This is a genomic window from Gottfriedia acidiceleris, assembly GCF_023115465.1.
Classification (GTDB): Bacteria; Bacillota; Bacilli; order Bacillales; family Bacillaceae_G; genus Gottfriedia; species Gottfriedia acidiceleris_B.
In genome coordinates, this window is sequence record NZ_CP096034.1 from 3,817,256 (window position 1) to 3,841,285 (window position 24,030).

At 32.3% G+C, this 24,030-nt stretch carries 22 protein-coding genes and 1 riboswitch; of the genes, 5 read left to right on the forward strand and 17 right to left on the reverse strand.

Annotation, left to right across the window (positions count from 1 at the left end; all coding sequences use genetic code 11):
- Positions 1 to 84: 84 nt before the first annotated feature.
- On the forward strand, positions 85 to 228 hold the full coding sequence (locus tag MY490_RS18080; RefSeq protein WP_248266915.1) for a hypothetical protein: 144 nt from the start codon (positions 85 to 87) through the stop codon (positions 226 to 228).
- Positions 229 to 504: 276 nt separating this feature from the next.
- On the opposite strand, the gene MY490_RS18085 is transcribed toward MY490_RS18080, so the two are convergent.
- Entirely contained in the window at positions 505 to 1,377 is an 873-nt protein-coding gene (locus MY490_RS18085; RefSeq protein ID WP_248266916.1) for a patatin-like phospholipase family protein, read from the reverse strand.
- A gap of 333 nt (positions 1,378 to 1,710) precedes the next feature.
- A complete protein-coding gene (locus MY490_RS18090) occupies positions 1,711 to 4,107 on the reverse strand; it encodes a penicillin acylase family protein (protein ID WP_248266917.1) in 2,397 nt (798 codons plus the stop codon).
- Between the two features lie 128 nt (positions 4,108 to 4,235).
- Between MY490_RS18090 and MY490_RS18095 the strand changes: the two genes are divergently transcribed.
- Positions 4,236 to 4,790: a thioredoxin family protein gene (locus tag MY490_RS18095; protein ID WP_248266918.1), complete on the forward strand. Its 555-nt coding sequence runs from the start codon at positions 4,236 to 4,238 to the stop codon at positions 4,788 to 4,790.
- A gap of 49 nt (positions 4,791 to 4,839) precedes the next feature.
- Here the strand turns inward: MY490_RS18095 and MY490_RS18100 are convergent, their stop codons facing one another.
- The 6 genes from MY490_RS18100 to MY490_RS18125 all read right to left on the reverse strand — a co-directional run bounded on the left by MY490_RS18100 (position 4,840) and on the right by MY490_RS18125 (position 10,923).
- A complete protein-coding gene (locus MY490_RS18100; protein WP_348983774.1) occupies positions 4,840 to 5,604 on the reverse strand; it encodes a prepilin peptidase in 765 nt (254 codons plus the stop codon).
- A gap of 267 nt (positions 5,605 to 5,871) precedes the next feature.
- Positions 5,872 to 6,330: a C40 family peptidase gene (locus MY490_RS18105; protein ID WP_098231151.1), complete on the reverse strand. Its 459-nt coding sequence runs from the start codon at positions 6,328 to 6,330 to the stop codon at positions 5,872 to 5,874.
- A 563-nt stretch (positions 6,331 to 6,893) separates the two neighbouring features.
- On the reverse strand, positions 6,894 to 8,570 hold the full coding sequence (locus MY490_RS18110; protein WP_248266919.1) for a glycoside hydrolase family 13 protein: 1,677 nt from the start codon (positions 8,568 to 8,570) through the stop codon (positions 6,894 to 6,896).
- Between the two features lie 233 nt (positions 8,571 to 8,803).
- Positions 8,804 to 9,616, reverse strand: coding sequence for a polymer-forming cytoskeletal protein (locus MY490_RS18115; RefSeq protein ID WP_248266920.1), 813 nt, complete (start codon positions 9,614 to 9,616; stop codon positions 8,804 to 8,806).
- Between the two features lie 20 nt (positions 9,617 to 9,636).
- Complete coding sequence (locus MY490_RS18120) at positions 9,637 to 10,251, reverse strand: DUF4004 family protein (protein ID WP_248266921.1); 615 nt, start codon at positions 10,249 to 10,251, stop codon at positions 9,637 to 9,639.
- A 336-nt stretch (positions 10,252 to 10,587) separates the two neighbouring features.
- Positions 10,588 to 10,923 carry an MGMT family protein gene (locus tag MY490_RS18125; protein WP_248266922.1) on the reverse strand — a complete coding sequence of 112 codons (336 nt, stop codon included), beginning with the start codon at positions 10,921 to 10,923 and terminating at the stop codon, positions 10,588 to 10,590.
- A gap of 155 nt (positions 10,924 to 11,078) precedes the next feature.
- On the opposite strand from MY490_RS18125, the gene MY490_RS18130 reads away from it, so the two are divergent.
- The 3 genes from MY490_RS18130 (at position 11,079) to MY490_RS18140 (ending at position 12,735) form a co-directional block, all read left to right on the forward strand.
- Positions 11,079 to 11,777 carry an FTR1 family protein gene (locus tag MY490_RS18130; protein ID WP_248266923.1) on the forward strand — a complete coding sequence of 233 codons (699 nt, stop codon included), beginning with the start codon at positions 11,079 to 11,081 and terminating at the stop codon, positions 11,775 to 11,777.
- 174 nt (positions 11,778 to 11,951) lie between these two features.
- The gene (locus MY490_RS18135) at positions 11,952 to 12,242 is read left to right on the forward strand and encodes a HesB/YadR/YfhF family protein (protein ID WP_248266924.1); all 291 of its coding nucleotides are present in this window, start codon (positions 11,952 to 11,954) and stop codon (positions 12,240 to 12,242) included.
- A gap of 154 nt (positions 12,243 to 12,396) precedes the next feature.
- Entirely contained in the window at positions 12,397 to 12,735 is a 339-nt protein-coding gene (locus MY490_RS18140) for a hypothetical protein (protein WP_248266925.1), read from the forward strand.
- A gap of 724 nt (positions 12,736 to 13,459) precedes the next feature.
- Here the strand turns inward: MY490_RS18140 and MY490_RS18145 are convergent.
- The 9 genes from MY490_RS18145 to MY490_RS18185 all read right to left on the reverse strand — a co-directional run bounded on the left by MY490_RS18145 (position 13,460) and on the right by MY490_RS18185 (position 23,762).
- Positions 13,460 to 16,561: an efflux RND transporter permease subunit gene (locus tag MY490_RS18145; protein WP_248266926.1), complete on the reverse strand. Its 3,102-nt coding sequence runs from the start codon at positions 16,559 to 16,561 to the stop codon at positions 13,460 to 13,462.
- Between the two features lie 111 nt (positions 16,562 to 16,672).
- On the reverse strand, positions 16,673 to 17,998 hold the full coding sequence (locus MY490_RS18150) for a sensor histidine kinase (RefSeq protein WP_248266927.1): 1,326 nt from the start codon (positions 17,996 to 17,998) through the stop codon (positions 16,673 to 16,675).
- Positions 17,995 to 18,678 (reverse strand): response regulator transcription factor, encoded by a 684-nt coding sequence (locus tag MY490_RS18155; RefSeq protein WP_248266928.1) that lies wholly within the window; start codon positions 18,676 to 18,678, stop codon positions 17,995 to 17,997. The genes MY490_RS18150 and MY490_RS18155 overlap by 4 nt, the downstream gene beginning before the upstream one ends.
- 184 nt (positions 18,679 to 18,862) lie before the next feature.
- The gene (locus MY490_RS18160) at positions 18,863 to 19,042 is read right to left on the reverse strand and encodes a hypothetical protein (protein ID WP_248266929.1); all 180 of its coding nucleotides are present in this window, start codon (positions 19,040 to 19,042) and stop codon (positions 18,863 to 18,865) included.
- 90 nt (positions 19,043 to 19,132) lie between these two features.
- Positions 19,133 to 19,272: riboswitch (cyclic di-AMP (ydaO/yuaA leader) on the reverse strand.
- Between the two features lie 323 nt (positions 19,273 to 19,595).
- Positions 19,596 to 19,943: a VOC family protein gene (locus MY490_RS18165; RefSeq protein WP_248266930.1), complete on the reverse strand. Its 348-nt coding sequence runs from the start codon at positions 19,941 to 19,943 to the stop codon at positions 19,596 to 19,598.
- A 45-nt stretch (positions 19,944 to 19,988) separates the two neighbouring features.
- Complete coding sequence (locus MY490_RS18170) at positions 19,989 to 20,567, reverse strand: TMEM175 family protein (protein WP_248266931.1); 579 nt, start codon at positions 20,565 to 20,567, stop codon at positions 19,989 to 19,991.
- A gap of 111 nt (positions 20,568 to 20,678) precedes the next feature.
- Entirely contained in the window at positions 20,679 to 21,125 is a 447-nt protein-coding gene (locus MY490_RS18175; RefSeq protein ID WP_248266932.1) for a DinB family protein, read from the reverse strand.
- Positions 21,126 to 21,559: 434 nt separating this feature from the next.
- Positions 21,560 to 21,940 carry a hypothetical protein gene (locus MY490_RS18180; RefSeq protein ID WP_248266933.1) on the reverse strand — a complete coding sequence of 127 codons (381 nt, stop codon included), beginning with the start codon at positions 21,938 to 21,940 and terminating at the stop codon, positions 21,560 to 21,562.
- Positions 21,941 to 22,166: 226 nt separating this feature from the next.
- Positions 22,167 to 23,762 (reverse strand): FMN-binding glutamate synthase family protein, encoded by a 1,596-nt coding sequence (locus tag MY490_RS18185; RefSeq protein ID WP_248266934.1) that lies wholly within the window; start codon positions 23,760 to 23,762, stop codon positions 22,167 to 22,169.
- Positions 23,763 to 24,030: the final 268 nt, after the last annotated feature.

Below are 24,030 nucleotides of genomic sequence, written 5' to 3' on the forward strand. Positions count from 1 at the left end.
TTTATGTAGATTATTAGAGGAGGTGTTCTACGATGTGGAACAACCAAGATCAAGTCAACATGAACTCAAGTAGATGTAGACGTAATGACTGTGATTGTGATGATTGCAGAAGAAGACGTTGCGATTGTGATGATTGCCATCGAGATCGTTGTGATTGCCATAACCATGATTGTCATTGCAGATGCAGATGCTGTTGTACTAGAAGAAAAAGTAACTGTGGCTGTATGAATCCGTGTTTAGGTGTCGATATGGTAATGTTTGAAATGATGATGAAAAACATGATGAACAATAATAACAACAAAAATAATAATAATAATAAGGATTAATCTATTTTCTGCCTCCCCCAAAAAAACAACCTGAATTTAACAGGTTGATCAAACTGATGCAAACGCTCGCTTTCTTAGTTGTTTCGCTTTTTTGATATGCTTTGTACTTTGAAAGCCAAGTGTTTTCAATCAGTCTAAATAGTTTAGTTTAATTTTCATATATATTAAAACGACCTGATTAACAGGTCGTTTTTTCATACGATATAAAACCTAAAATTTGTTCACGAAGTCGCTTAGCATCTTCATAGCCTTCTTTATAAAGCTCTAATAAACGCCCTTTATTTCGTTCAATTCGTCCAACCTTTAACTTTTGTACAGGACGAATGACTAATATATTTCCAGCTTTTTCTTGCTCCTCAATATATTCTAACTGCTTATTATAAACTTCATATCTTTTTAGTACGGCCTGAACAAGTCCAGGATAATCTTTATACTTCTTTTGCAAATACCAAGTTCCTTTTGAAGACTTTTTACGATAACCAGCATTTCTAGTTAGAACAACTATATTTTTAAGATTGCCATCCGCTTCAGATTTACCAATCGGAATCGGATCTGCAATGCCACCATCCATCAAGAAATGATTATGAAACTGAATGATTGGTGCCATTAACGGTAAAGAACTAGATGCTCGAATTATATTTAACATATCTGTTGATTCTACAATTTGATCCTTATCAAAATAGACAGGTTCTCCTGTAACACAATCAGTCGTACCAACTACAAATTTTTGCTCAGCATTATAAAAAGAATTAAAATCAAATGGATCTAACTCATTAGGAATAATATCAAATAATAAGTCCATACCAAAAAGCTGCTTATTACGAATTAAATTTTTAAAAGAAATATAATCTGGATGCTGTAAAAATTCCGTATTTACTCGTTTATTACGACCATGTTGTTTTGATAGATAAGAAGTACCCATACAAGCACCCGCAGAAACACCTATCACATAAGGAATTTCTATATTTTGTTCTAGAAAATAATCAAGAACACCGGCAGTATAAATCCCCCTCATTCCTCCACCTTCGAGAACTAAGCCCATTCCATTCATTTTCACAGCCCCCCTTTTTCAATTTGTTTTGGATAATCTATTTAAACATTTTATTATATGAGGTGACGAAAGGGAAGAAATTAGAGTTGTGTGTGGATAAGGTATTTAAATCTTAGTTAGCTTGATTAACCTTTATGGTGATTTTAAATTCCACTAAGCTGTAATTAAAATCGTGTATTGTAATATAACCCTGGGTATCGCAATTAATTCTAGGAAATCGCAATTATATCCTGGAAAATGGCAATTAAAACCTGGTATGTAATTAAATCATTAATTTTTACTTTTCAAACAAAGTAAACAGACCCTATAAAGGTCTGTCCGCTTGTCTTCATTCTACTTCTTCTTTGTTTTTCCCGGCTCGAATATTTCTTTAACACCTTTAACATTTTTCAGAGAAGTAGTATGATATGTTCCATTTGCCCAATCTTCCATTTGATCACTATACCATTTGCTTCCGAGGTTTCCGGATTGTCCTGGTCCGACTACGTTTACTGATTTACTTAAATTTGCAAAGTTCACAACAGTTCTCCATGATGCACCATGATCTACGATTCCTTGGTCATCGTATCCTGCTGCTTTTACTGTAGTTGCGCTACCTCCTACTGGGATAGGATCTCTTGCATTAAAGAAATAGCTTAAAATTTTAATACTGGATAATGGGTGTTCGAAAGCAACTTTATGGTGATCACCCCATTTCCACTTAGCTGCATTTTCACCGTCGGTTTTGCTAATATTTTTAATTGTTGTTTTGAAGGTTTTTAATAAAAGTTTATCAATTCCGCCTTGTTCATCAACCCAGATTACTTTTTTCCCATTTAAGCTGTCACGTAGCAATTGATCGACTACGACTTTACGGTCTCCAAATAAATCCATCATTTCGTTTGAGATTTGTTGATCGAACAATGCTTTATTTATTTCAGTCATCCACATTTGGAATATGAGAGGAGAAGCTTCATCTTTATCATCTATAAAATTCCATTTTTCAAGTTCCCTTAAGGCTAATTTTTCAACAGATGATAATTGATCTTTATTTTGTTTTATTGACTTAATAAACTTTGGTGCATGTTCTTTCGCTTGTAAGTTCATTTCGTCCATTTGTAGCTTTTGCATATCTTTTACAGTCAGCTTGTTATTCTTTTTTAATACTTCCTGAATGCGTAATTGACGGTAAGGCTGTGCCCATGAATTTGAAATATGGTATGGATATGAATCGTCCACTACTTTATTATTTGCAGATGAAATAAATCCTTCTTTTGGATTAACGGTTGTTGGTAATTCATCATATGGAATAGATCCTTTCCAACCGTATTCACTAGTCCAACCTGGTACTGGCATTAGCCCATCACCTTTTTTACGGATTGGAATTTTTCCATTCGCTCGGTAGGCAATTGTTCCGTCATCCGATGCAAAAACGAAATTTTGAGCAGGAGCTTCAAATAAAGCTAATCCTTCTTTAAACGAATTCCAATCCTTTGCAACATCAAACTTTAAAACGGCTTCTAGCTCCGTTGTTGGTTGTAGCGCTGTCCATTGTAAAGAGAATACAGTATCTTTTCCAGCATCGCTTGCAAATTCCGAAATCACTGGACCATGTCTCGTAATCATAACAGGTAAAACCTTATTCTTTTTACCTTTAATTTTGATCGTTTCATTTATGACCTGTGCCTTTTCCCATTGACCATCATATAAAAATTCGTCTGACTTATTTGGATTTCGTTTTTCTATATATAAATCTTGTACATCCGGGCCAACGTTTGTTACTCCCCAGGCAATATGTTCATTATGACCAACGATGATTCCTGGAACCCCTGCAAAAATTACACCACTTACATTCATATCACCAGACTTTAATTGAGTTTCATACCATATTGCTGGTGTCGCTAATCCTAAATGAGGATCATCTGCTAATAACGGTTTACCGGACTTAGTTTTAGATCCACTAACAACCCAATCATTACTTCCATTCCAAACAGGTGGAATAATTGCGCTTGCAAAGCTCTTTTCTACGTCTATTTTTGAAGTATTACTTGGAATAATATACGGATCTAGATCATTATTAGCTGGGAAGAGCTCCAAAGCCTTATCCTTTGGAAATTTATTCATTGCATAATAACGAAATGCTTGTTCATTCCAGTGACCGCCTAAATCAAATGCCATATATTTACCAATTACAAGTGAGTCAATTGCTGTCCATTTAGTTGGTTTATATTTTAAAATTTTAAATTCAACTGGTAGTTTATTTTCCTTAATTGCGTATTTTATGTACGCATTTACTCCTTCTGCATACCAATTTAATACATTTTGTCCATTTTTATCGTATTTGCTGTAAGAAGCTTCAGCAGCTCTTCTTAAGCCAAGCGTTCGAAAATATGAGTCACGATCCACTGTAGCGTCACCAATTACTTCACTTAATTGTCCGGACGCTTGTCTTCTGCTTAAATCCATTTGAAATAATCGATCTTGTGCTGTTACAAAGCCTTGCGCAACATACAAATCATGTAAACTTTTAGCACTAATATGAGGTACTCCTTTACCATCCCTAACTACCTCTACTTTATGGTTTAACGAACTGATCGTTAAATCTCCTTTAATGCTTGGTAATGATTTTTTGGTTAAGTACAAGCCCGTGCCCACAATTATTAAGACGAAAACGATTAAGATAGTTGATGTAACTTTAAACCACTTCGGAAAGCGCTTCCGTTTTTTTGATATCTCAATAGGCGCACTCATTTTTCTCCCTCCTGCTTAAACTGCATATAAAACATATACTGTATAATAATTCTGCAAGTCTTATTGCATTCCTTCTTATGACGAATGGGGTATAATACTATTTATTAACATTAAAGGAGTGTATGGAAATGTCATTAAATTCTTGGTTCAAAAAGGGCATGACTTTTCAAGAATATGTAGAAGCAATGAATGTAAATAAAGAAGAACTTCTAAAAATCTATCATGAAGTTACAATTCCTGAAAGTACACAAACAAAACTTGAACAATTAAAGAATCTTAATTGGAAGGTTGTTACTTTAACTGCAGATTGGTGTGGAGATGCATTACTTAATGTACCAGTTATTCAGAAAATGATGGAAAAAGCAAATATAGATACTAGATTCCTAATACGAGATGAAAACCTAGAATTAATGGATCAATATTTAACGAATGGTAAATCTCGTTCTATTCCAATTTTTGTTTTTATGGATGAAAAAGGAAATGAAGTAAATGTATGGGGTCCACGTTCTGCGGAGATTGAAGAAATTGTAGTTGAAATGAAAAAAGAGCTTCCAGATAAAGAAGATCCAAATTTCCAAGAAAAACAAACTGCTGTTTTTAAAGCGATTCGAACAAACTTCGTTGAAGACAAAAAATACTGGAATTCAGTTATAAATAGTGTAGAAGAGAAATTATTCTCATAAGAAAAAGTATTGGTTATTTAGTTGAAAAATTTTCAATTAAATAGCCTTTTTATTTATAAAAAATGATATCGTAAAATTCTAATAGATTTTCACAATAAAAATAACTAATTAAACCACCAAATGAGATGAATGGACCAAAAGGAATCGGATTTCGTTGCTTTAATTTACCGGACAATAGTACAACTAACCCGTAGAAACTGCCTGAAAAACATGCAAGCATAAATGCAATGAGGGTTAGTTTCCAACCTAAAATGATTCCTAGCACACTAAATAACTTTATATCTCCTCCTCCCATACCACCTTTACTAATTAGATTAATTAGAAGCAAAACTACAAATGCTCCAAACGCTCCTACTATGCTACTCCACCATGGATTCAATGGAAATAAGATTCGCTCAAAGCTAAAAATAAATAAAAAGAATACTAGAATCCGATTAGGAATAATCATAAAGTTCATATCCGAAACAACAATAATGATTAATAAAGAAATTATCGAAAGAGCGATCATTAACTCTTTATGAAAACCAGTTTCATAGATGGAAAAAACAAATAATATACCTGTTAGTATTTCAATTAATAGATATTGTTTGGAAATTAGCATCCCGCAACTTCGACATTTCCCTCTTTGGAGTAAAAACGAAAATACCGGTATTAATTCTAAGGAACTCAGTTTATGTCCACAATTTGAACACGAGGAACCCGGTGAAATAATCGATTTCCCGATTGGTACCCTTAACCCAACAACATTAAAAAAAGAACCCAATACTAGGCCAAATACAAAAAAAACAAAGTAGACTAATGCTATAATTATCAACTCCTTTAAAGTTATTTAACTAATTTAGTTAAGGGTCATTATATCATTGGAACATACTCTACTTATTGATTAAAAAAGAAAACTTTATGAAAAGATAAAGAAAACTTACCATTTGGAAAAGACAGAGGCGTAGTTGCACTTATCCTTTTTTCTAAAATTGGTATTTGCATCGGATACTCCTCCTGGCTGCTAATCGATCCTTTCTTAAAGTACAAAAAAAAGCAATCTACCATTCTTAAGAAAAGTAAATTGCATTTATGATTATGTTTATTTGATTACACTACCTGAGCCAGCGAATTTCGGTTTCCAATATGAATTAGAAAGACTGACAACAGCTACTCCCTTACTTGAAGTCGCTGAAATAAAATTATTATTTCCCATGAAAATTCCTACATGGCTAATACCTTTTTTGTATGTATTTTTGAAGAAAACTAAATCACCAGGAACAGGCTTTTTAACAATTGAGCTGACAGTATACATTGACGAAGCAGTTCGAGGTAATGTAGTACCTACTTTTTTGTATACATACCCTACGTAACCTGAACAGTCAAAACCTTTAGTACTTGTACCACCAAAACGATATGGTACTCCAGTATATTGTTTAGCGATTTTTGTTACCTGATTTTTCTTTGAGTATGGGTTATATGTAGATGCTGCTTGTGATTTAGTCGTAAAAAATACCATGCTCAGTAAGCATACGAAAGCTATAAGGACTTGCTTTTTCATCTCTTTCTCCCCCTTCATTGATAATGTAAGTCTAACAAAATACAATTTTGAAAGCCATTACAGGAGTGTTACAAATTGTCGAAGTGTTTGTAATACTATAAAACCTTGTTGGTTTTTGCCAAAAATATGCAGCAAAAAATGACTATCATTCGACAGCCATTTTTAGGGTATTGAAATTAGAACACTAATTGAACTTAACTCATCAAGTTGTGAGCCCCATTATATAGGGATGTTCTTATTTGATTTATCGGTGAAATCTAGTGTTAAAAAGTTCGGATCAATCTTTGACAATTGATGAGAAGATTTCATTTGTTTTTACTGGATTATGTTAAGTTTTGGGTCGTTCAAAGTCTTAATTTAATGTTATTTCTACTATTTTTTAATTATATTATTCTATTACCGTATGTTTCGTAGTCCTATTTGCAGTTTTCATAATTTTTATTGCAGTTTCAGCTTTTTTATTTGCACTTCCACAGATTTCCCCCATGGAAAGCAATCATCCTGTACAAAATGAAAACAGACTGTCATTTGACAGCCTGCTTAGTAAGTACCATATAAAAAAATTAAATTAAGCGATAAACTCTAGCTTCAAAAGGTTTAAATTCCATGTTTTCAACTAATTGGTGATCTGTTAATTCAATGTTCGTTAAACTTAATTCTGCATTCTTTTTCGTAAGTTCTTTCGGTAAAGTAAATTTTTGTTTCTCTGATGATAAATTAGTAAGCACTAAGAATGTTTCTTTTTCACCATTTCGAGTGTATGCATAAACAGGTTCATTTTTAACGTCTAGATATTCATACGGTGCATAAACTAGTGCATTATTTTCTTTACGTAATGTAATCATTTTTTTATAGAATGATAAAATAGAATCTGCGTCTTTTTCTTGTATTTCAACATTTATTTCATTAAAGTTATCATTCGTTTTAAGCCATGGTTTACCCGTTGTAAATCCTGCATTCTTAGTACTATTCCACTGCATTGGTGTGCGAGAATTATCTCTACCTGTTTTCCATAAAATGTCTAGTACATCTTGTTCAGTTGAACTATTTTCAATCATTGTATTATACATATTTTTAGCACTTACATCATTATAATCGTTGATTGATGTGTAATGAACATTTGTCATGCCAATTTCTTGCCCTTGGTAAATGAATGGCGTTCCTTGCATAAAGAAATACATTACTCCAATAGCTTTTGCTGAAATCTTCCAAAATGCTTCATCATCGTTACCTAATGTACTGACTGCTCTAGGAATATCATGGTTCTCTATAAATAATGCATTCCATCCATATCCTTCTAAGCCAGTTTGCCATTTAGTAAGTACTTCTTTTAAATCAGCAATCGAAGTTTCAGATTCATCGGTTTTCTTCCAAAGATCTAAACTTTCGAATTGGAAAATCATATTGAACTTACCTTCTTTTTCTCCAACCCACAGGTGAGCATCTTTCGTTGTTACACCATTTGCTTCACCGACTGTCATGATGTCATACTTATCAAATGTTTCACGTTTTAGTTCATCCAAATAGTTGTGAATTCCTTCTTGATTCATGTGCATATCAAAGCTTGCCACATATTTTTCTTTATTTGGATTTGGCATATCTGGAAAACCTGGTCGTTTTCTTATATGACTGATCGCGTCTACTCGGAAACCGTCAATTCCTTTATCTAACCACCAATTAATCATATCATAGACTTTTTGTCTTACTTCTTTGTTTTCCCAATTTAAATCAGGCTGCTTTTTGGAGAATATGTGTAAGAAATATTCATCTGTTGCTTCATCATATTCCCAAGCAGATCCACCGAAAATACTTTCCCAGTTATTTGGCTCATGGCCTGATTTTTTTCCTTCTCTCCAAATATAGTAGTCTCTATAAGGATTATCTTTAGATTTTTTAGATTCTAAAAACCAAGGATGCTCGTCACTTGTGTGATTGACTACCAAATCTAAAATTAACTTCATTCCTCTTTTGTGAACATTCTCTAATAACTCATCAAAATCAGCCATTGTTCCAAACTCATCCATAATGTCCTGATAGTCTGAGATATCGTAACCATTATCATCATTTGGTGATTTGTAAAATGGACAAATCCAAATGACATCTATTCCGAGCTCTTTTAAATAATCTAATTTCGAAATTACACCTCTTAAATCACCAATTCCATCACCATTTGAATCCATAAAGCTACGTGGATAAATTTGGTAAGCAACCGCTTCCTTCCACCAACTTTGATTTGTCATAATTTCTCTCCTCCAAATTCATAAAAGCGTTTTCATCATCGACTATATTAGTAGCCTTCATTAAAAATTAAGTACAATTTCATTGCAACCGTTTGCACATTATTATCTTAACATTCAACTAACTATAGTTCAATAACCGAAATACTTTATTAGAACTTCCTTTTGCAGCCTTATTTTAAAAACCGTTTTCAAAAAACAAAAAAAAAGGCAACTTAAGATCTCCCTTAAGTCGCTTATAGTTCTAATTTCTTTACATCCTTTACCCTTGCTGAAGGATGAATTTGAACATCTTCTGTATATTCCACAAGGTCTATTACACATTTTGGTCCAATTGTTACAGCATCGCCTCGTACTACACTCGCTGTTGTATAATCAATCTTTACAGCACTTCCCTCAATTACATCTGATTTGAAGTTCAATCGATTGTTAAAAAGTTTACTAAAAACACGTGAAAATATATTATGGTCATCGAATCGACTAATTTCAATTGTTTCTCCACCAATTTCAGGTATATAACTAAATCCATTATGAGATAAATAGCCGAATCCTCCATGGGTAATTTTTACGTTTTCAGCATTTAATAAACCATTCATTGATAAGTGACCTTTAGCTGTAAATACTTCACATTCAGATCCTTTTTCTGTAGAAAGCGACCCTTTTACAGTAATTACTTCAGCCTTTACAATTCCTGTCGTTTTCATTGAGCCTGAAACATTAATACTTTGAACATTTAGGTCGCCCTTTGTTTTAAAGCTACCGCTAACATTCACATCTCCACCAGAAACTTTTCCATCAATTGAAGCCGAACCACTGACACTCATTTTTTTTGCATCAACATCACTTAGACATTTAGCGCTACCACTGCAATTAAAATAATTAGTTTCGACTTTTCCATTGAACTTTGCTGAGCCACTTACTTTCACTTCATCACAAAAAATATCACCTAGTATGCGTCCGCTTCCACTAATTCTAACGTCATCATATTTGCCAGTACCAATAGTACCTGACCCGTTAATAATTGCATTCTGCTTTGATTGCACGCTCACAATAATCTCTCCTCCATAATTTATTTAATTGATTTATTTAAATAGCTCGAAAGAGTAACATTGATTAAGATCGAATCCTTTTGGTCAACAAACGTCTCATGATTTCCAATAATCCATGTACCCATACCAAATTTTCGAATATAAATGACAGTCGCTTCATCCATGTTAATTTGGTTTTTATGCGTTTCGACCAAATTTAAAAATTGTTTTATTTCATCTATTGTTACACTTCCATTTGAAAGCCACTCGTTTACAAAAAGTAACGAACATAGTTGAACCGTGCCTAAATGCTCTAATTTAGTATTTGGAAAAAGTGATTGATATATTTGTACGACTTGTTTAGGGATTTGCTCCAAAGATAAAGTAGCATTCCCACGATCAGAAACGATTTCTTCATTAATTGAAAACACTCTAGCAATATCATCTAATGATTGATCATCCTTTAACTCTTTTATTTTTTCAATCCGATCTAAAATTTTCTGTTTTGGAAAAAACGTTTCCTGCCCAGTAAAGCTTGATTTTTTCATAAACCACTCTTCAGGAATGATGTTTTTCCTTTTCCATCTATAAAGCTGTCCGTACGATATGCCTGTAAGTTGTAGTAAATCTTTTTTGGAAATTAATTCTTCACTCATATGACATTCCTCCTGACACGAGTATAACAAAACAATGTTTCATTGTAAAGTGTTCGGATGTAGCACTTTTGACATAATTCTTATTCAATTTCACAACAATATTTTGCGTAACATTGTTTTAACAAAAGTCATTTTCATATAAAGAAAACTCGTCGATTAAAGCCTCTTAGAAAGAGACGTAGTTGTACTTATACTTTTTTCATAGAATTGTCTATTACGTCGAGTATTCCCAAAATTTCTTGAAGTGAAAAAAATACCCAAAATCCATTTATTCATGAATTTTGAGTAGCTATCTCATTTTAAATCTATTTAGTTAAATGCATCTTTTCTTCCAGCCTAAATTAAATCTACATCTTCTTTCTCAAGGACTACACTTACTTGATATTCCTTCAGATTAATGATTCTCTCGCTCGTAAATTTGATCCCTTCGTTTTGTAGCAAACGCTTTTGTTTTAAAAATCCTTCTTCATCTTGGATTCCTATTTCACCTTTAGCATTTATAACTCTATGCCATGGCAATTGGTATTTTTGGCCCATCGAGTGTAAGATTCTGACAACCTGTCTAGCTCCTCTCGCACTTCCTGCCAATTTTGCAACTTGACCATATGTCATTACTTTTCCTGGTGGTATATTTTTAATAATTTCAATCGCTCTACTTGTAAAAGATTCCATTTGTTCCCCTTCTAAAATTCACATTTTGGGCTATTTTATATTAATTTTATCACATAACTTATTATGCCTATTTATTATTATAATAGTGTCCGTTTCTACTATTAAAGAATAGTCTAGTTAGTAGATTTAAATATAATCGGGAGGATGATAATGAATTGAATGCTAATTTTTTAATAGCTTTACGAGAAGGCCTTGAGGTTTCTTTAGTAATCGGGTACTTACTCATTACTTTAATTCAGAGTAAAAAAGAGCATTTAATTAAGTCAGTAGTTTACGGAACAATACTTGGCGTAGTAGTTAGTATTTTTGCTGGATTTTTCTTATTTACAACATTCGGTGAACTAGTTGGAAATGTTGAACATACTATTGAAGGTGTAATCCAATTAATTGCAGCATTGCTAATCTTCTATTTTATCTACTGGTTAAGTGGTCAAAGTAGCATAAATATTTCAGATAAACTAAAATCAGAAGTTAAAATTATGGACAGTAGTGTTTCATTATTTTTAATGGCAAGCGTATTTGTGATCCGGGAAGGTTTAGAGCTAGTTCTATTTGTTTTATCAAATGCTCATACAATCGCCTTTGTTGGTATGACTTCTATCTTACTAGGGATTTTTGCAGCTGTCTTAATTGCATATGTATTTATCAAGACTACAATTAATTTAAATATTAAAGTGATTTTTACTTTACTAGGTATTCTATTAATTTTCTTTGGCGCTAAAGTATTCACTGAAGGTCTTTTCTCTTTTATCGATGCTACCCCACTAGTTGAACAAATCATCTACTATGGATTTGTCGTCATTTCACTATTTATTTTATTTAAAAACAACATACTATCATTTTTCAAAAAATAAGAAAGCTTTATCTTATGCGCCTGGCTTTAAGTACTTCAATACGAGAAGAAAACCTACATGATGTGGGTTTTCTTCTTTATTCTAGTTTCACTTTTGCAATAAACATCACTTTTCTGTATAGTTTTTCACATTCATACTATAATATTTTTATAAGATAAAGAAAGGTCGGATACAATGAAAATTACAATTTCCGAAGATGCATTAAAATGGTTTCAAGATGAGATGAATGTCAAAGGAGGAGACACAATTCGTTTCTTCGCGCGATACGGTGGAAATAGTACAATACATAAAGGCTATTCTTTAGGTGTTACTAAAGAACAACCTGTGGACATCGGAGAATCTATTACGATTGATAACGTAGTCTATTTTATAAACGAAACAGATTTATGGTATTTTAAAGATTATAATTTAAGCGTAATTGTAAATGAAAATAATGAATTGCATTTTGATTATGAACCAAAATAATAAGGGGAGCTTAGGTAGAGTTTATGCCTAAGCTTTTTTTGTTTATTGTTCTGTTGAAGTAGATTATTGAGTTTCTTGTACTTGTTACTGGCAAGATTGCAATCATTAATTCTGATATAATACTTGTTGAATTAGTCGTCCTGGAGGAATTTATTTGGAAAAAGATATTAGAAAAGGCCTCATTTATGGCTTTTTATTTGGAGTAGCAATTGCGATTTTATTTATTAAACATTATGAAATTGTCACAAATTCTGATGGAAATGAGATCAATTATTTAAGTATATTTGATTATTTAATCATTATTTTAAAGCGTGGTATAGTTGGTTCTTTTAGTGGAGCAATGATTGCTTTTATTATATTTAAACTAAATTCTTCTTTAAAACTAACTAAAAAAATGAAACTTGGTGGCCTTATTTTTGGCTTATGCGTAGTGGGACCGGTTATTCAATATTTAGTGTCTTTAAAATTAAATGAATTGTTACTTTTCAACTGACAGAATTTAGCTTGAGGAATTGGAGGGATTCACTTGATAATGACAAGTTTGTCAGCTTTTTAATAAGTGCTTGGATTCTTAGCTCGTTTAAATTTGAACAAATATTTGTTCAAGTGTTTAAAGAACTTTAAAAATAATACAAAAGAGTGCCCCACTATTTAAGTGAGGCACTCTCATGCTGTTGAAAAACTACCTTGTCAATTAATTATCAAATTTTCGTAAAAGGAGTAGAGTGATGTTGATTTCCATTACAGGATGCTCGCTTTCCATGGGGCGAGATTCTTTAGCCTCCTCGGCAAGCCTGCGGGGTCTCAGCCTTCCCGCTAATCCCATAGGAGTCGAGCATCCCTCCATTCCAATCAACTTATTCATCAAAAAATGTCTGCGTTAAACCCTAATCAAATAGCCTTTACTTAGAGTAATCTAACTTTAATCAGATTGTAGATCAATTAATATCGAACATTTACATTTATTAAACTAAACAATCGAATTTGTTTTCTAAAAAAGCTCATAATATTTTTAACTTCTAAAAAATCATTTCTAGTGTTATTGAAATAATGAAATTGCTCAAACATATTAACATTTATAACCATTAAAAGAGCATTCAAAAAATGCTAATTTTATCATTATGAATGTTCACTTAAAGTCCGTTTTCCCTATTGACGATTTTATATTTCAACACTCTGAGAGTGCCCCACTATTTAAGTGAGGCACTCTTCTTTAATTATTCTTCAATCTTTTTCTTTTTGCTTACTAACTTATAAATAACTGGGATGATGATTAGTGTTAAGAATGTTGAAGTTGTTAAACCACCAATTACAGTTACTGCTAATCCTTTCGAAATTAAGCCAGATGTTGAATTTGAAAGGGCCATTGGTACTAATGCTAGAATTGTCGCTAATGCTGTCATTAGGATTGGACGTAATCTTGTCTTTGAAGCCTCAATTAATGCGTCAGTTACATCTAATCCATTTTTACGGTTATGCTCAACACGGTCTAATAATACAACCGCATTCGTTACTACTATACCGATCAGCATTAATAGTCCGATCATTGCACTCATTGATAGTGTTTGCTTACCAATAAATAGCGCTAAGAAAGCTCCGACTGGTACGAAGATTAATGATGTTAAAATAACAAACGGTGTTCTTAACCCACCAAATGTCATACTCATGATTAAGAATACTAATCCAACAGCAACTACCATTGCTATTCCTAAACTGCTGAATCCATCTGAAATCATATCTAAACCGCCGCCAATTTTCATATCGACGCTTTTTGGTAAATCAATTTTATTTAAATGATTTGTTACATCTTTTGTAATTGCTGCAGTATCTTTACCTTTTACTTCGGCACTTACTGATGCATACATTTTTCCATCATCATGGTTGATTGAAACTGGTGCATCTTTTTGAGAAATAGTTACATAGTCTTTAATTTCTTTCGGACCTGTTGCAGTCATAAATTTAATTTTTTCAATATCTTCTTTTGAAGTTGCTTTCGTTTTATAACCAACAGTAAGCTTATTTGTTTCGCCATTTAAATCGTAATCACCGATTTCAACGTCGTTAATTTTTTCATTTATAGCTCCCATAACTTGGAACATTGAAATATTTTCATCGCGTGCTTTATCGTTTAGTGTGATTTCTAATTTAGGTTGTACATCTTTTAAATTATTAGAAACATTTTTCAGACGATCATCACTATTTAATTCTTTTTCAATTTTTGAGGCTGCTTCTTTTAAATCAGTAAAGTTAGCAGAATATAAATTTACATCAATATTGTTCCCTGTTGGAGGACCATTTTGAGAAAGTTCTTTTGCTGTGATTGTTGTACCTTTTACTTTCGCATCAACAATTGAAGGAACCTCTTTGTTGATTTTTGAAAGTTCTTTATCCATGTTCTTTCCATCTTTAAGATTAATTTGGAAGATTGCTTTATTTTTGCCACCATCCATATTCATCATAAAATCACGTTTACCACCAACAGTAGCTTGTACACTGTCAATTTTGTCTGAATCGGCAAAGTATTTTTCTAATTCTTTTGCAACGATATTTGATTGATCCACAGTACTATTCGATGGAAGAGTTGCTGTCACTTGAAGTGTTTTATTTACACTACCTGGTAAGAATGAGAATCCTAACAAAGGAATCATCGATAATGAACCAGCTAATAAAACGATTGATAATAAGATAACAATCCATTTACGTTTTAATGCCGAACGAAGTAACTTTTCGTAACTTCTCATAAAACGAGTATCATTACTATGTTCTTTTAAAGGTTTTGATAAGAATTTTGCTCCTAATGTTGGAATTAAGATAATCGCAACAATTAGAGATGTTAAAATCGAAACTACTACTGAAATAGCAAATGGTCTAAAGAATTCTCCAATAATACCACTTACAAATGCTAAAGGTAAAAATACTACTACAGTTGCAAATGTAGATGATGCAATGGCACCAATTACTTCTTTAGTTGCATATAATGCCATCTCTTTTTTCTTATATTGATTACCTTTTTGTTGTTTCCACCTGTATATATTTTCAATTACAACGATACTATCATCGACAATACGTCCAATCGCAACAACTAGACCACCTAATGTCATAATATTTAATGTGTAACCTAATGAATTTAATACTGATATTGTTGCAAAGATTGATATTGGTAATGATAAAATTGAAATGAATGTCGCTCTAATGTTTCTTAAGAATAAGAGAATAACGACAACTGTAAATAACGCACCTAATAAACCTTCTTTAATTAAAGAACTAACGGATTTCTCGATTTCTTTACCGTTATCCATAATGACATGCGTTTCTACATTATTATCTTTCTTAAATGATTTAATTTCTTTTTTAACTGCTGTTGCTACATCCGCTGTATTTGAATCTTGTGTTTGTGAAACAGATAATATATAACTTTCTTTTCCGTTATATCTAGAAATTTGATCTTGAACTGATACGACTTTTACATCTGCAATGTCAGCAACCGTAACATTTTTTGATTTTACTGTTTGTGCTTGTCCTGCACCTCTACCTAGTTGTGCTCCTTGAGTCATCGTACCCATTTGTGAACTTTGAGTAGCTGCACTAGATAAAACTGTTTTTTTGATTTGATCGACTGAATTTAACGTACCTTTCATTCGAACAGAAACTGTTTTTCCATTATTCTCAACAGATCCTAATGGCACTACATAATCAAGACCTTGAATTGCCGTTTTAATTGTATCTAAAGAAATCCCTTTTTCTTCTGCTTTTTTATTATCTACAACGATTTGAATTTCTTCTTCCTTTGTTCCTTGAAGACTTACATCACTAACACCAGTGGTTTTTTTAATTTGAGGAAGTAAATCTTTTTCAATTGATTGTTGTAAGTCTTTTACTTGACCGTTATTTGCAATTGCAACTTGATAAATAGGAGCAGAATCCATCGCAATACGTTGAACTGTCGCTTCTGCTTTATCTGGTAACTTAGTTTTATTGATTACATTATCAACGTCTTTTTCAATTTTATCCATATCCGATCCAAAGGGATAAATTAAAAAGATTGAAGCCATATTTTCACTTGATGTACTTGTTAACTGATCATAGTTTTCAAGCTTCATTAAACCTGATTCGATTGGTTTAGTGACTTCAGTTTCTATATCCTCAGATGATGCACCAGGATATACTACCTGTACTGCAACAGCTGGAAATGAAACATCAGGAAATGTTTCAATTTGTATTTTTTGGGCTGAATAAATTCCCCCAACTAAAACAAGAACACTTAATATAATAACTGATATTGTGTTCTTCAAACTTAATTTCGTTAAGCCTGCAAACATAATGTATCTATTTCCCCTTTCGATTCGTTACAATTCTAATACGTGATTAGTTTATCAAATCTATATGAACAGAATATGAACAATTAAAAACATAATTTGAACTTTTTAAATTTACAAGCTTTTCGGAAGCATAATCGTAAAGCTAGTTCCTTTTCCAACAACACTTTCAACCTCTATTTTCCCATGATGTATTTCAATAATTTTTTGAACAATCGAAAGACCAAGACCGGTTCCTTTTTTATTTCTAGAACGGTCTGCTTGATAAAAACGTTCAAATATCCGCTCAATATCTTCCTTACTTATTCCTAATCCACTATCGCTAATGATGACGTGAATAGTATGATCCAATTCCAAAATATCTACTTTAATATACCCAGCTATACTTGAGAACTTAATCGCATTTTGAAGTAAATTAATCCAAACTTGTTCAAGTAGTAAACGATCTGCTACAATTTCTGTTTGGGGTAAATTTAAAACTAATTGAAGCTTTTTACTTTCCCAATGTGGCTCTAACGCCAAAATAATCTTTCGAATTTGCTCATCTAATTTGTAAGTCGTAGGCAAAAATGGATGTTGCTCAGAGTCTAATGAAGCTAGCTTTAATAATCTTTCACTCATCATAGAAAGACGTTCACTCTCTTCCTCAATAATAGATAAATAATGTTCCTTTTTCTCTTCAGCTAACTGCTTATTTCTTAAAACCTTTGCAAATCCCTTAATAGATGTTAACGGTGATTGAATTTCATGAGAAACATTTGAAACAAATTCACTTCTCATCTCTTCTAACTTGTTTAATTTGTTCGTCATAACATTAAAGTTTGAAGCAAGTAATCCGATTTCATCCTTACGTTTAATCGTTACTTGAACATCATAGTTACCTTTAGCTAGTTCTTTTGTAGCCCGAATTAGTTCTTTTACTGGCTTGACTAATAACTTAGCAACAAATAAAAATGTTACTGATCCAATGATTAATGTTGTAAGCAAACTAAAAAATAAAACTCTATGCATTTTAAAGAACCCACGATCAATATTGGGCTGAATAAATAAAGCATATTGATGCCCATCTTTTTCAAAAGGTAGACCGATTAGATATCCTTTTGTTTGAACAACACTTTTGTTTAGTACATTTAATACTTGTTCTTTTTTTATATTCTTCTTTTTTAGTGTTGTATTTTTCAAAACGATTTTACCCGACTCATCATACAGTGATATATAAAAATTTTTACTAAGAATTTGTAAGGTCGCATCTACTCCATTTTGATTATCTTGTTTAGAATAGATAGAAATAAAATTTTCTCCAACATCAATTAAATCACTTTGTACTTCTGTTTCAACATGTTTTATAAAGTATTTTGAAGCGATAAAAAAAGTAATGACTAAACTTAACAAAATAACTGAAATAAAAATTAAAACCAATCTCGTATACATGCTTTTCATGCGTTATTTTCCTCTAATTTATAACCTAAACCTCTTATTGTAACGATTTCGACTGTAGCCTTTAACTCTCTTAGACGCTCTCGTATTCTCTTTATATGCACATCAATTGTGCGTTCATCTCCTTCATAATCCAGTCCCCATATTTGCTCAATTAAATCATTTCTCGTAAAAATTCTTCCTGCTTGACTTGCAAGCTTTAACAATAATTCGAATTCCTTTAATGGTAACGTAATCGATTGATCATTCACTGAAATTTCATATTTAACTTGATTAATCGTTAAATTACCTACAAAAATAGTATTATCAGATAGTACTTGAAATCTTCTTAATAGAGCTTTTACACGGGCTACGATTTCCAAAGGATCAAAAGGCTTAACAACATAATCATCTACCCCAAGATCAAAGCCTTTTAATTTATCTTGAGATTCACCTTTTGCTGTAACCATCAAAATCGGAATATCATAATACTTTTTAACCTCTTTTGTCAGCTCATAACCATCTACTTCAGGCATCATCACATCAACTACTACTATTTGAATATTATTTTCTTCCATTAACATTAATGCTTCTTGACCATTTTCTGCCTCAATAACTGTATAGCCTTCACCACTTAAAAATATAGAGATTAACTCCCTAATATTTGGATCATCATCGACAACTAATACTTTTACATGATTCAATAAAATCCACCTACTTACATTTACAAATAATTATGTACATATTATATAAACTCATTATGAACTAAATATGAATTATGGAACCAAAACTAATATATAAAAAAGAGAATGGCTAATTGGCCACTCTCTTTAGGAAGTTTTAAATATTTTTTACCTATTTTAAATTAGTGATTTTCTAAAATACTAATCAATCTATTCTCACAACTTTACCTGATTTTCTCTCTCGAGCGATTCTCTTCCTATTCCCAGACTTTCTACATTTATATTTGCCATTTTCATCATCTACTACTGAATCATTACGAGTCATAAATACTGCTATTAACATAGTTAAAATAAGAATCCCACCAAATATATACATTTCTAGCACTACATAACCCCCACTTACTTTATCAAAATTGAATGCAAAAAAAAGACACTAGGAAAATCTCCAGTGCCTTAATAAGACATCATTTTGGAAACCTTCTCCCTACACGCCTACGAGGTTAGCTGTCGGATTCGGACCTAAAAAGTAGCCCTACCTAAAAAGGATTCACCCCAAAGTACAATTGCACAAAAATTGGTTCCCCCGCTTCAAAATTGAAATGTCTCTCAATAATAGAAGAAACACTCAACTAAAACTCAGCGATCTATGGTCATTTAATTTTATGTATATTACTTAAATTACATATCAACTACTAAATTGTAAACTATTTTACTACTTAAAGAAACTAATATGTCTTTTGATTAAATATGCTGGGCGTATAAATGACCATTATAATCATCTTATCCATACCAAGATGTTCAATATTACTTACTCTTAAAGGAGCTTGAGTTCATCTCTGTTATGAAACCTTAATTCACATTGCTAACGTATGTATTCGTTGACTAAGATCCTTAAAAATAGAAAAAGGATTGCCGCAGCAACCCTTTCTTAGCCCAGTTTATTTCTCCCAAAGTTCAACCAATCTACCTTCAGGATCTTTAATCCATGCAAACTTACCATAATCACTAATCTCTTTTTCCTTTGCAAGTGGTATACCTACTTGTTCAAGATGCTTAATCGTCTCTTCTAGATTATAAACTTGAAAATTTAACATCACTTGCTGTTCTGTAGGGAAATAATCGTCTTCTTCCGTAAAGAAAGAAAAGATTGTTTCATTTTCAGAATCGGGTTTAATAATAGTGCCATTCCAATTTTCTATTTCAACATTGAGCACTTTACTGTACCATTTTTTTAAAGCACCCAGATTTTTAGTCCTCCAAAATATTCCCCCGAAACCCTTAATCATCATAGTCTACTCCCTCACTTTTTATAAATTAAAAAGCACTTTTGTTTACTTACTTTGCATAACTTTCTCAATTCGACGATCCGGTAATAACCACATAATTGCAACGATGACATAAATTATTTGAGCGAACCAAGGCCAGATTAAAGACGTGCAAACTGCAGATAAGTAACAAACCAATGAAGCTTTTCCTTTCCAATCATTACCTACTGCCTGTTTTAACTTTGAATTCTTTCCCTCTTTTCGGATAATTATACCTTGTAATATGAAGTAAGCTATTGCGGCCGATAAGAGTATTACTCCATAAAGCATTGTTGGATATGGCTTATAATGGTTTTCTCCCATCCAACCAGAGGCAAATGGAATTAAGGATAACCAGAAAAGCAAATGAAGATTTGCCCACATGATTGATCCTGTAACCTTTTGTAAAGTGTGTATCATATGATGATGGTTGTTCCAGTAAATACCTACATAAATGAAACTAAGTAAATAACTAAGAAAAGTTGGGAAAAGTTGTAATAAGTCTTGGATATCAGGACTGTGAGGAATCTTAATTTCTAGGACCATAATTGTAATTATGATAGCAAGTACTCCGTCACTAAAAGCTTCCAATCGATTTTTATTCATTGTTTACTCCCTATTATTATTTGTCTTGTTCTTTTATTTATATTTTTATCTATTTAAATTTCTTATTTCTTCGTAAAAAATAAAATGATCATATAGTTTAGAGAATGCCCGTCACTTAACAAGCTTTTGTTCTAATTCACTTTTTTGGCGCAAGTGATGACGAAAATGCATATAAACCAAATCATACCATTCCCTTGCATTTAGCCATCCGAACCCTCCATGTTGGACTTTGTAATTTGGGTTAATATGATCCACTTTCGATTCCCAATGGCTCAACCTTAGAATTACTTGATCTATTCTGCTGATCAGCTCTTCTTTGCTTTCTGAATTATTAGGTGGGTCATTTAGTTCATCTGGTAATCTAATTTTAATTGGTGGAAATCCCCCAATCTTATATAACTGCTCACCAAATTCCGTTTTTCCAAGGGGTTGTTCATCATTTAAGGTGGCACAAGTTTCCATGCTATCTAGATATTCATGGGCACAAATGATTAAATGGTCATACATTTGACCAATAGACCAAACTGCCTCTTCAGATTTATACCTTAACTGTTCCAAAGAGTAATTGTGAAGTTCGTTTTTGTATGTATTAATCAGTTCAAGTTCATTCAGGGTAGATTCCTCCTTTGTATTCACTTAAATCTAAAATTTTACATTTTTGGCATATGTAACTAATCATTCAATATTCGTTTACAAATACCTTTTAAAAAGTACCTAGCATCTATCTCAATTAAAAAATCGACTTTGCAGTCGATTTTTTTTGTACATCTAAATTATACTTTACATACGAACTTTAATAGAGTCCAAATTACTTATATAAAGTATTATTTAGATAGTGTAGAAATTCATATTAACTTTCTTTCCTTTTAAATTGCGTATTATGCAATCTTTGGCTTTTGAATTTTTATAATATATGTAGATTGGGTAGTTTGTGGAATAGGCTATAAGACGGCCTAAAAATTTTGGGATGAAGTTGGTTAAACTGTTAACTTTCACTTATGATTCAAAAAAGTTTCAATTGCAGTAACTAATTTTGTTTCATCTTTTTTTGTCTTTCCTTCTATTTCACTAGTTGTGAAACTCATTAATTTTTTGTTTTGATTGTAAAATGTAATACTGTATAACCACCCCTTTACATCAGTCTTTTTATATTGGGCAATTTTAATATCTTTAATATCACTTATAAAGTTATTAATTACGTTCTGTTCTGTTGTTACTGTGTTCTCCCCATTCTGACCGTTAGTCACTTCAATTTTATTAATTTCATTTAAATTTATGTGATACACTTCTGAAAAACTCTTGTTTTCCGTATCACATCCAGATAGTAATGAAAATACAATAAAACAAAGAAGTATACATATAATTTTTTTCAAATTTACTCCACCTTCAAATAGTTTTAAGTTAATTATATCAACTTAACGACTTGTAAAAATTGGGGGAATTTCGAATTTTTTCATATAAATTCAGATAATTCTTATGTACCATTAATTACATACTGTCTTAATAAAATAAATAAAGGGCACTGACTAAGTCAGCACCCTATGCGACTATCCGTCACACAAAAAGACTACCTAAGTAGTCGATCCTTGTACAACTTTTTTAATCTACTTTTTCTACCAATGATTGATAAATTTCCTTCAGTGACCACACTTTCCCTTTTTCATCTTTATAAACGACATGTTCACTTTGAAAGTGGGCAGGGGAATCCAAACCTGCAGCAGCAGCTAACCGAAATAAACCTTCACGCATTGAAATTAGATAATTCGCTGTTCGGTATTTTTTTTCATCAATGACAAGGGCTTTTTGTAAATCAGGATCAGTTGTGGCCACACCGACTGGACATGCATTGGAGTGGCATTTTAATGCTTGAATACAACCTATCGTAATCATAAACCCTCTTGCGATATTAACAAGGTCAGCCCCCATTGCTAGTGCAATTGCAACTCGATCTGGCGAAAATAATTTTCCTGAAGCTATTATTTTAACTTGGTCACGTACACCATATTTTCTTAAAGCATGATCCATTAAAGGTAATGCAGATTTAATTGGCAACCCTACACTATCCGCCAGTTCCTGGTATGTGGCACCTGTCCCCCCTTCACCACCGTCTACAGTAATAAAGTCAGGGCCCTTCCCAGTACTTTTTATCTGTTTTGCTAATTCATCAGCTTCGTGACCACTTCCAATAACCACTTTCATTCCTACTGGTTTTCCAGTTTGTTCTCGAATTTGTTCCATAAAGTCAAACAAAGAAGGAAAGTCCTGAAACTCTCGAAAACGATTAGGACTGTCAATCGATTTAAACGGTTCTACCATTCTTATTCTTGCAATTTCCTCTGTTACCTTTTCGCCATCAATATGCCCACCACGTGTTTTGGCACCTTGGGCTAATTTAAGTTCAAAAGCTTTCACTTGAGGAATTTTACTTTTTTCTTTCAAGGCATCCCAATTAAAATTCCCCTCTTTATCTCTAACCCCGAATAAACCTGGACCAATTTGCATGATAATATCAACGCCACCCTTTAGATGGTATTCAGACAAACCACCCTCACCTGTATTCATCCATGTCCCCTTCGCAATTGCTAATCCCTCTGAGAGTGCAGTAATTGCCTTTTCACCTAGGGATCCATAACTCATAGCAGACATACCAATCTGGCCTTTTACAATAAAAGGATACCTCGTGTTTTTACCTATCACAATTGCATCACTATCATCCAATAAAAATGCAAGTGAATCATTTTTCTCTAATATTTCTTCCTTCTGTGTAAATAAAGGCTCATTAATCAATAAATATCGGTTTGTTGTTACGTTTATTTGCTGGTCCATTTTTAATTCTTCTGACAGTTTTGGAAACATCGAATTTCGAATATAATATCCTTTTTCTTCAAAGTCTCTTTTAGACCCAAACCCAAGGACATCTCGTTTATATTTTGCTTTTTTGACAATATGCTCATATTCTTCTCTAGAAAAAGGTTTCCCTTCTAGGTCACTATTAAATAAATACTGACGTAGCTCAGGACCGATAGTTTCTAAGAAGTACCTAACTCGTCCGATTACTGGATAATTACGGAGTATTGGATGCTGCTTCTGTCTTCGATCTATAAAAAACAAATATAGAGTACCTATTATTAAAACTAAAAGTATTAAGGCAAAAAAAATGAATCCAAGGATAATTAAAACATTTGTTATATTCAATTATAATTCCCCCTTGAAAAAGTTCCGTAACATAGCTATGAAATTTATTTTAAATTAAAATACTTCATTCTTACTCTCCTTAACTGAGTTTACATTTTATTCTTTACATATTTCCTGCCAATTTATACTATGCTTTCATCATCGAATACACTCTTATTCAGCTATAAAGCCTTATCTAATCATTTGAATATTTTTCAAGAGATGTTTGAATTTCTTTTCTTTTCCAAATAAGAGGTCTTCCTTTTTTATATAGATCCCATTTAATATT

Excerpts from the sequence above, each read along its gene's own strand:
- MY490_RS18080 (WP_248266915.1), top strand. The coding sequence starts at position 85 with ATGACTGTGATTGTGATGATTGCAGAAGAAGACGTTGCGATTGTGATG.
- MY490_RS18085 (WP_248266916.1), bottom strand. The coding sequence starts at position 1,377 with ATGAATGGAATGGGCTTAGTTCTCGAAGGTGGAGGAATGAGGGGGATT.
- MY490_RS18090 (WP_248266917.1), bottom strand. The coding sequence starts at position 4,107 with ATGAGTGCGCCTATTGAGATATCAAAAAAACGGAAGCGCTTTCCGAAG.
- MY490_RS18095 (WP_248266918.1), top strand. The coding sequence starts at position 4,236 with ATGTCATTAAATTCTTGGTTCAAAAAGGGCATGACTTTTCAAGAATAT.
- MY490_RS18105 (WP_098231151.1), bottom strand. The coding sequence starts at position 6,330 with ATGAAAAAGCAAGTCCTTATAGCTTTCGTATGCTTACTGAGCATGGTA.
- MY490_RS18110 (WP_248266919.1), bottom strand. The coding sequence starts at position 8,570 with ATGACAAATCAAAGTTGGTGGAAGGAAGCGGTTGCTTACCAAATTTAT.
- MY490_RS18120 (WP_248266921.1), bottom strand. The coding sequence starts at position 10,251 with ATGAGTGAAGAATTAATTTCCAAAAAAGATTTACTACAACTTACAGGC.
- MY490_RS18125 (WP_248266922.1), bottom strand. The coding sequence starts at position 10,923 with ATGGAATCTTTTACAAGTAGAGCGATTGAAATTATTAAAAATATACCA.
- MY490_RS18135 (WP_248266924.1), top strand. The coding sequence starts at position 11,952 with ATGAAAATTACAATTTCCGAAGATGCATTAAAATGGTTTCAAGATGAG.
- MY490_RS18145 (WP_248266926.1), bottom strand. The coding sequence starts at position 16,561 with ATGTTTGCAGGCTTAACGAAATTAAGTTTGAAGAACACAATATCAGTT.
- MY490_RS18150 (WP_248266927.1), bottom strand. The coding sequence starts at position 17,998 with ATGAAAAGCATGTATACGAGATTGGTTTTAATTTTTATTTCAGTTATT.
- MY490_RS18165 (WP_248266930.1), bottom strand. The coding sequence starts at position 19,943 with ATGATTAAGGGTTTCGGGGGAATATTTTGGAGGACTAAAAATCTGGGT.
- MY490_RS18170 (WP_248266931.1), bottom strand. The coding sequence starts at position 20,567 with ATGAATAAAAATCGATTGGAAGCTTTTAGTGACGGAGTACTTGCTATC.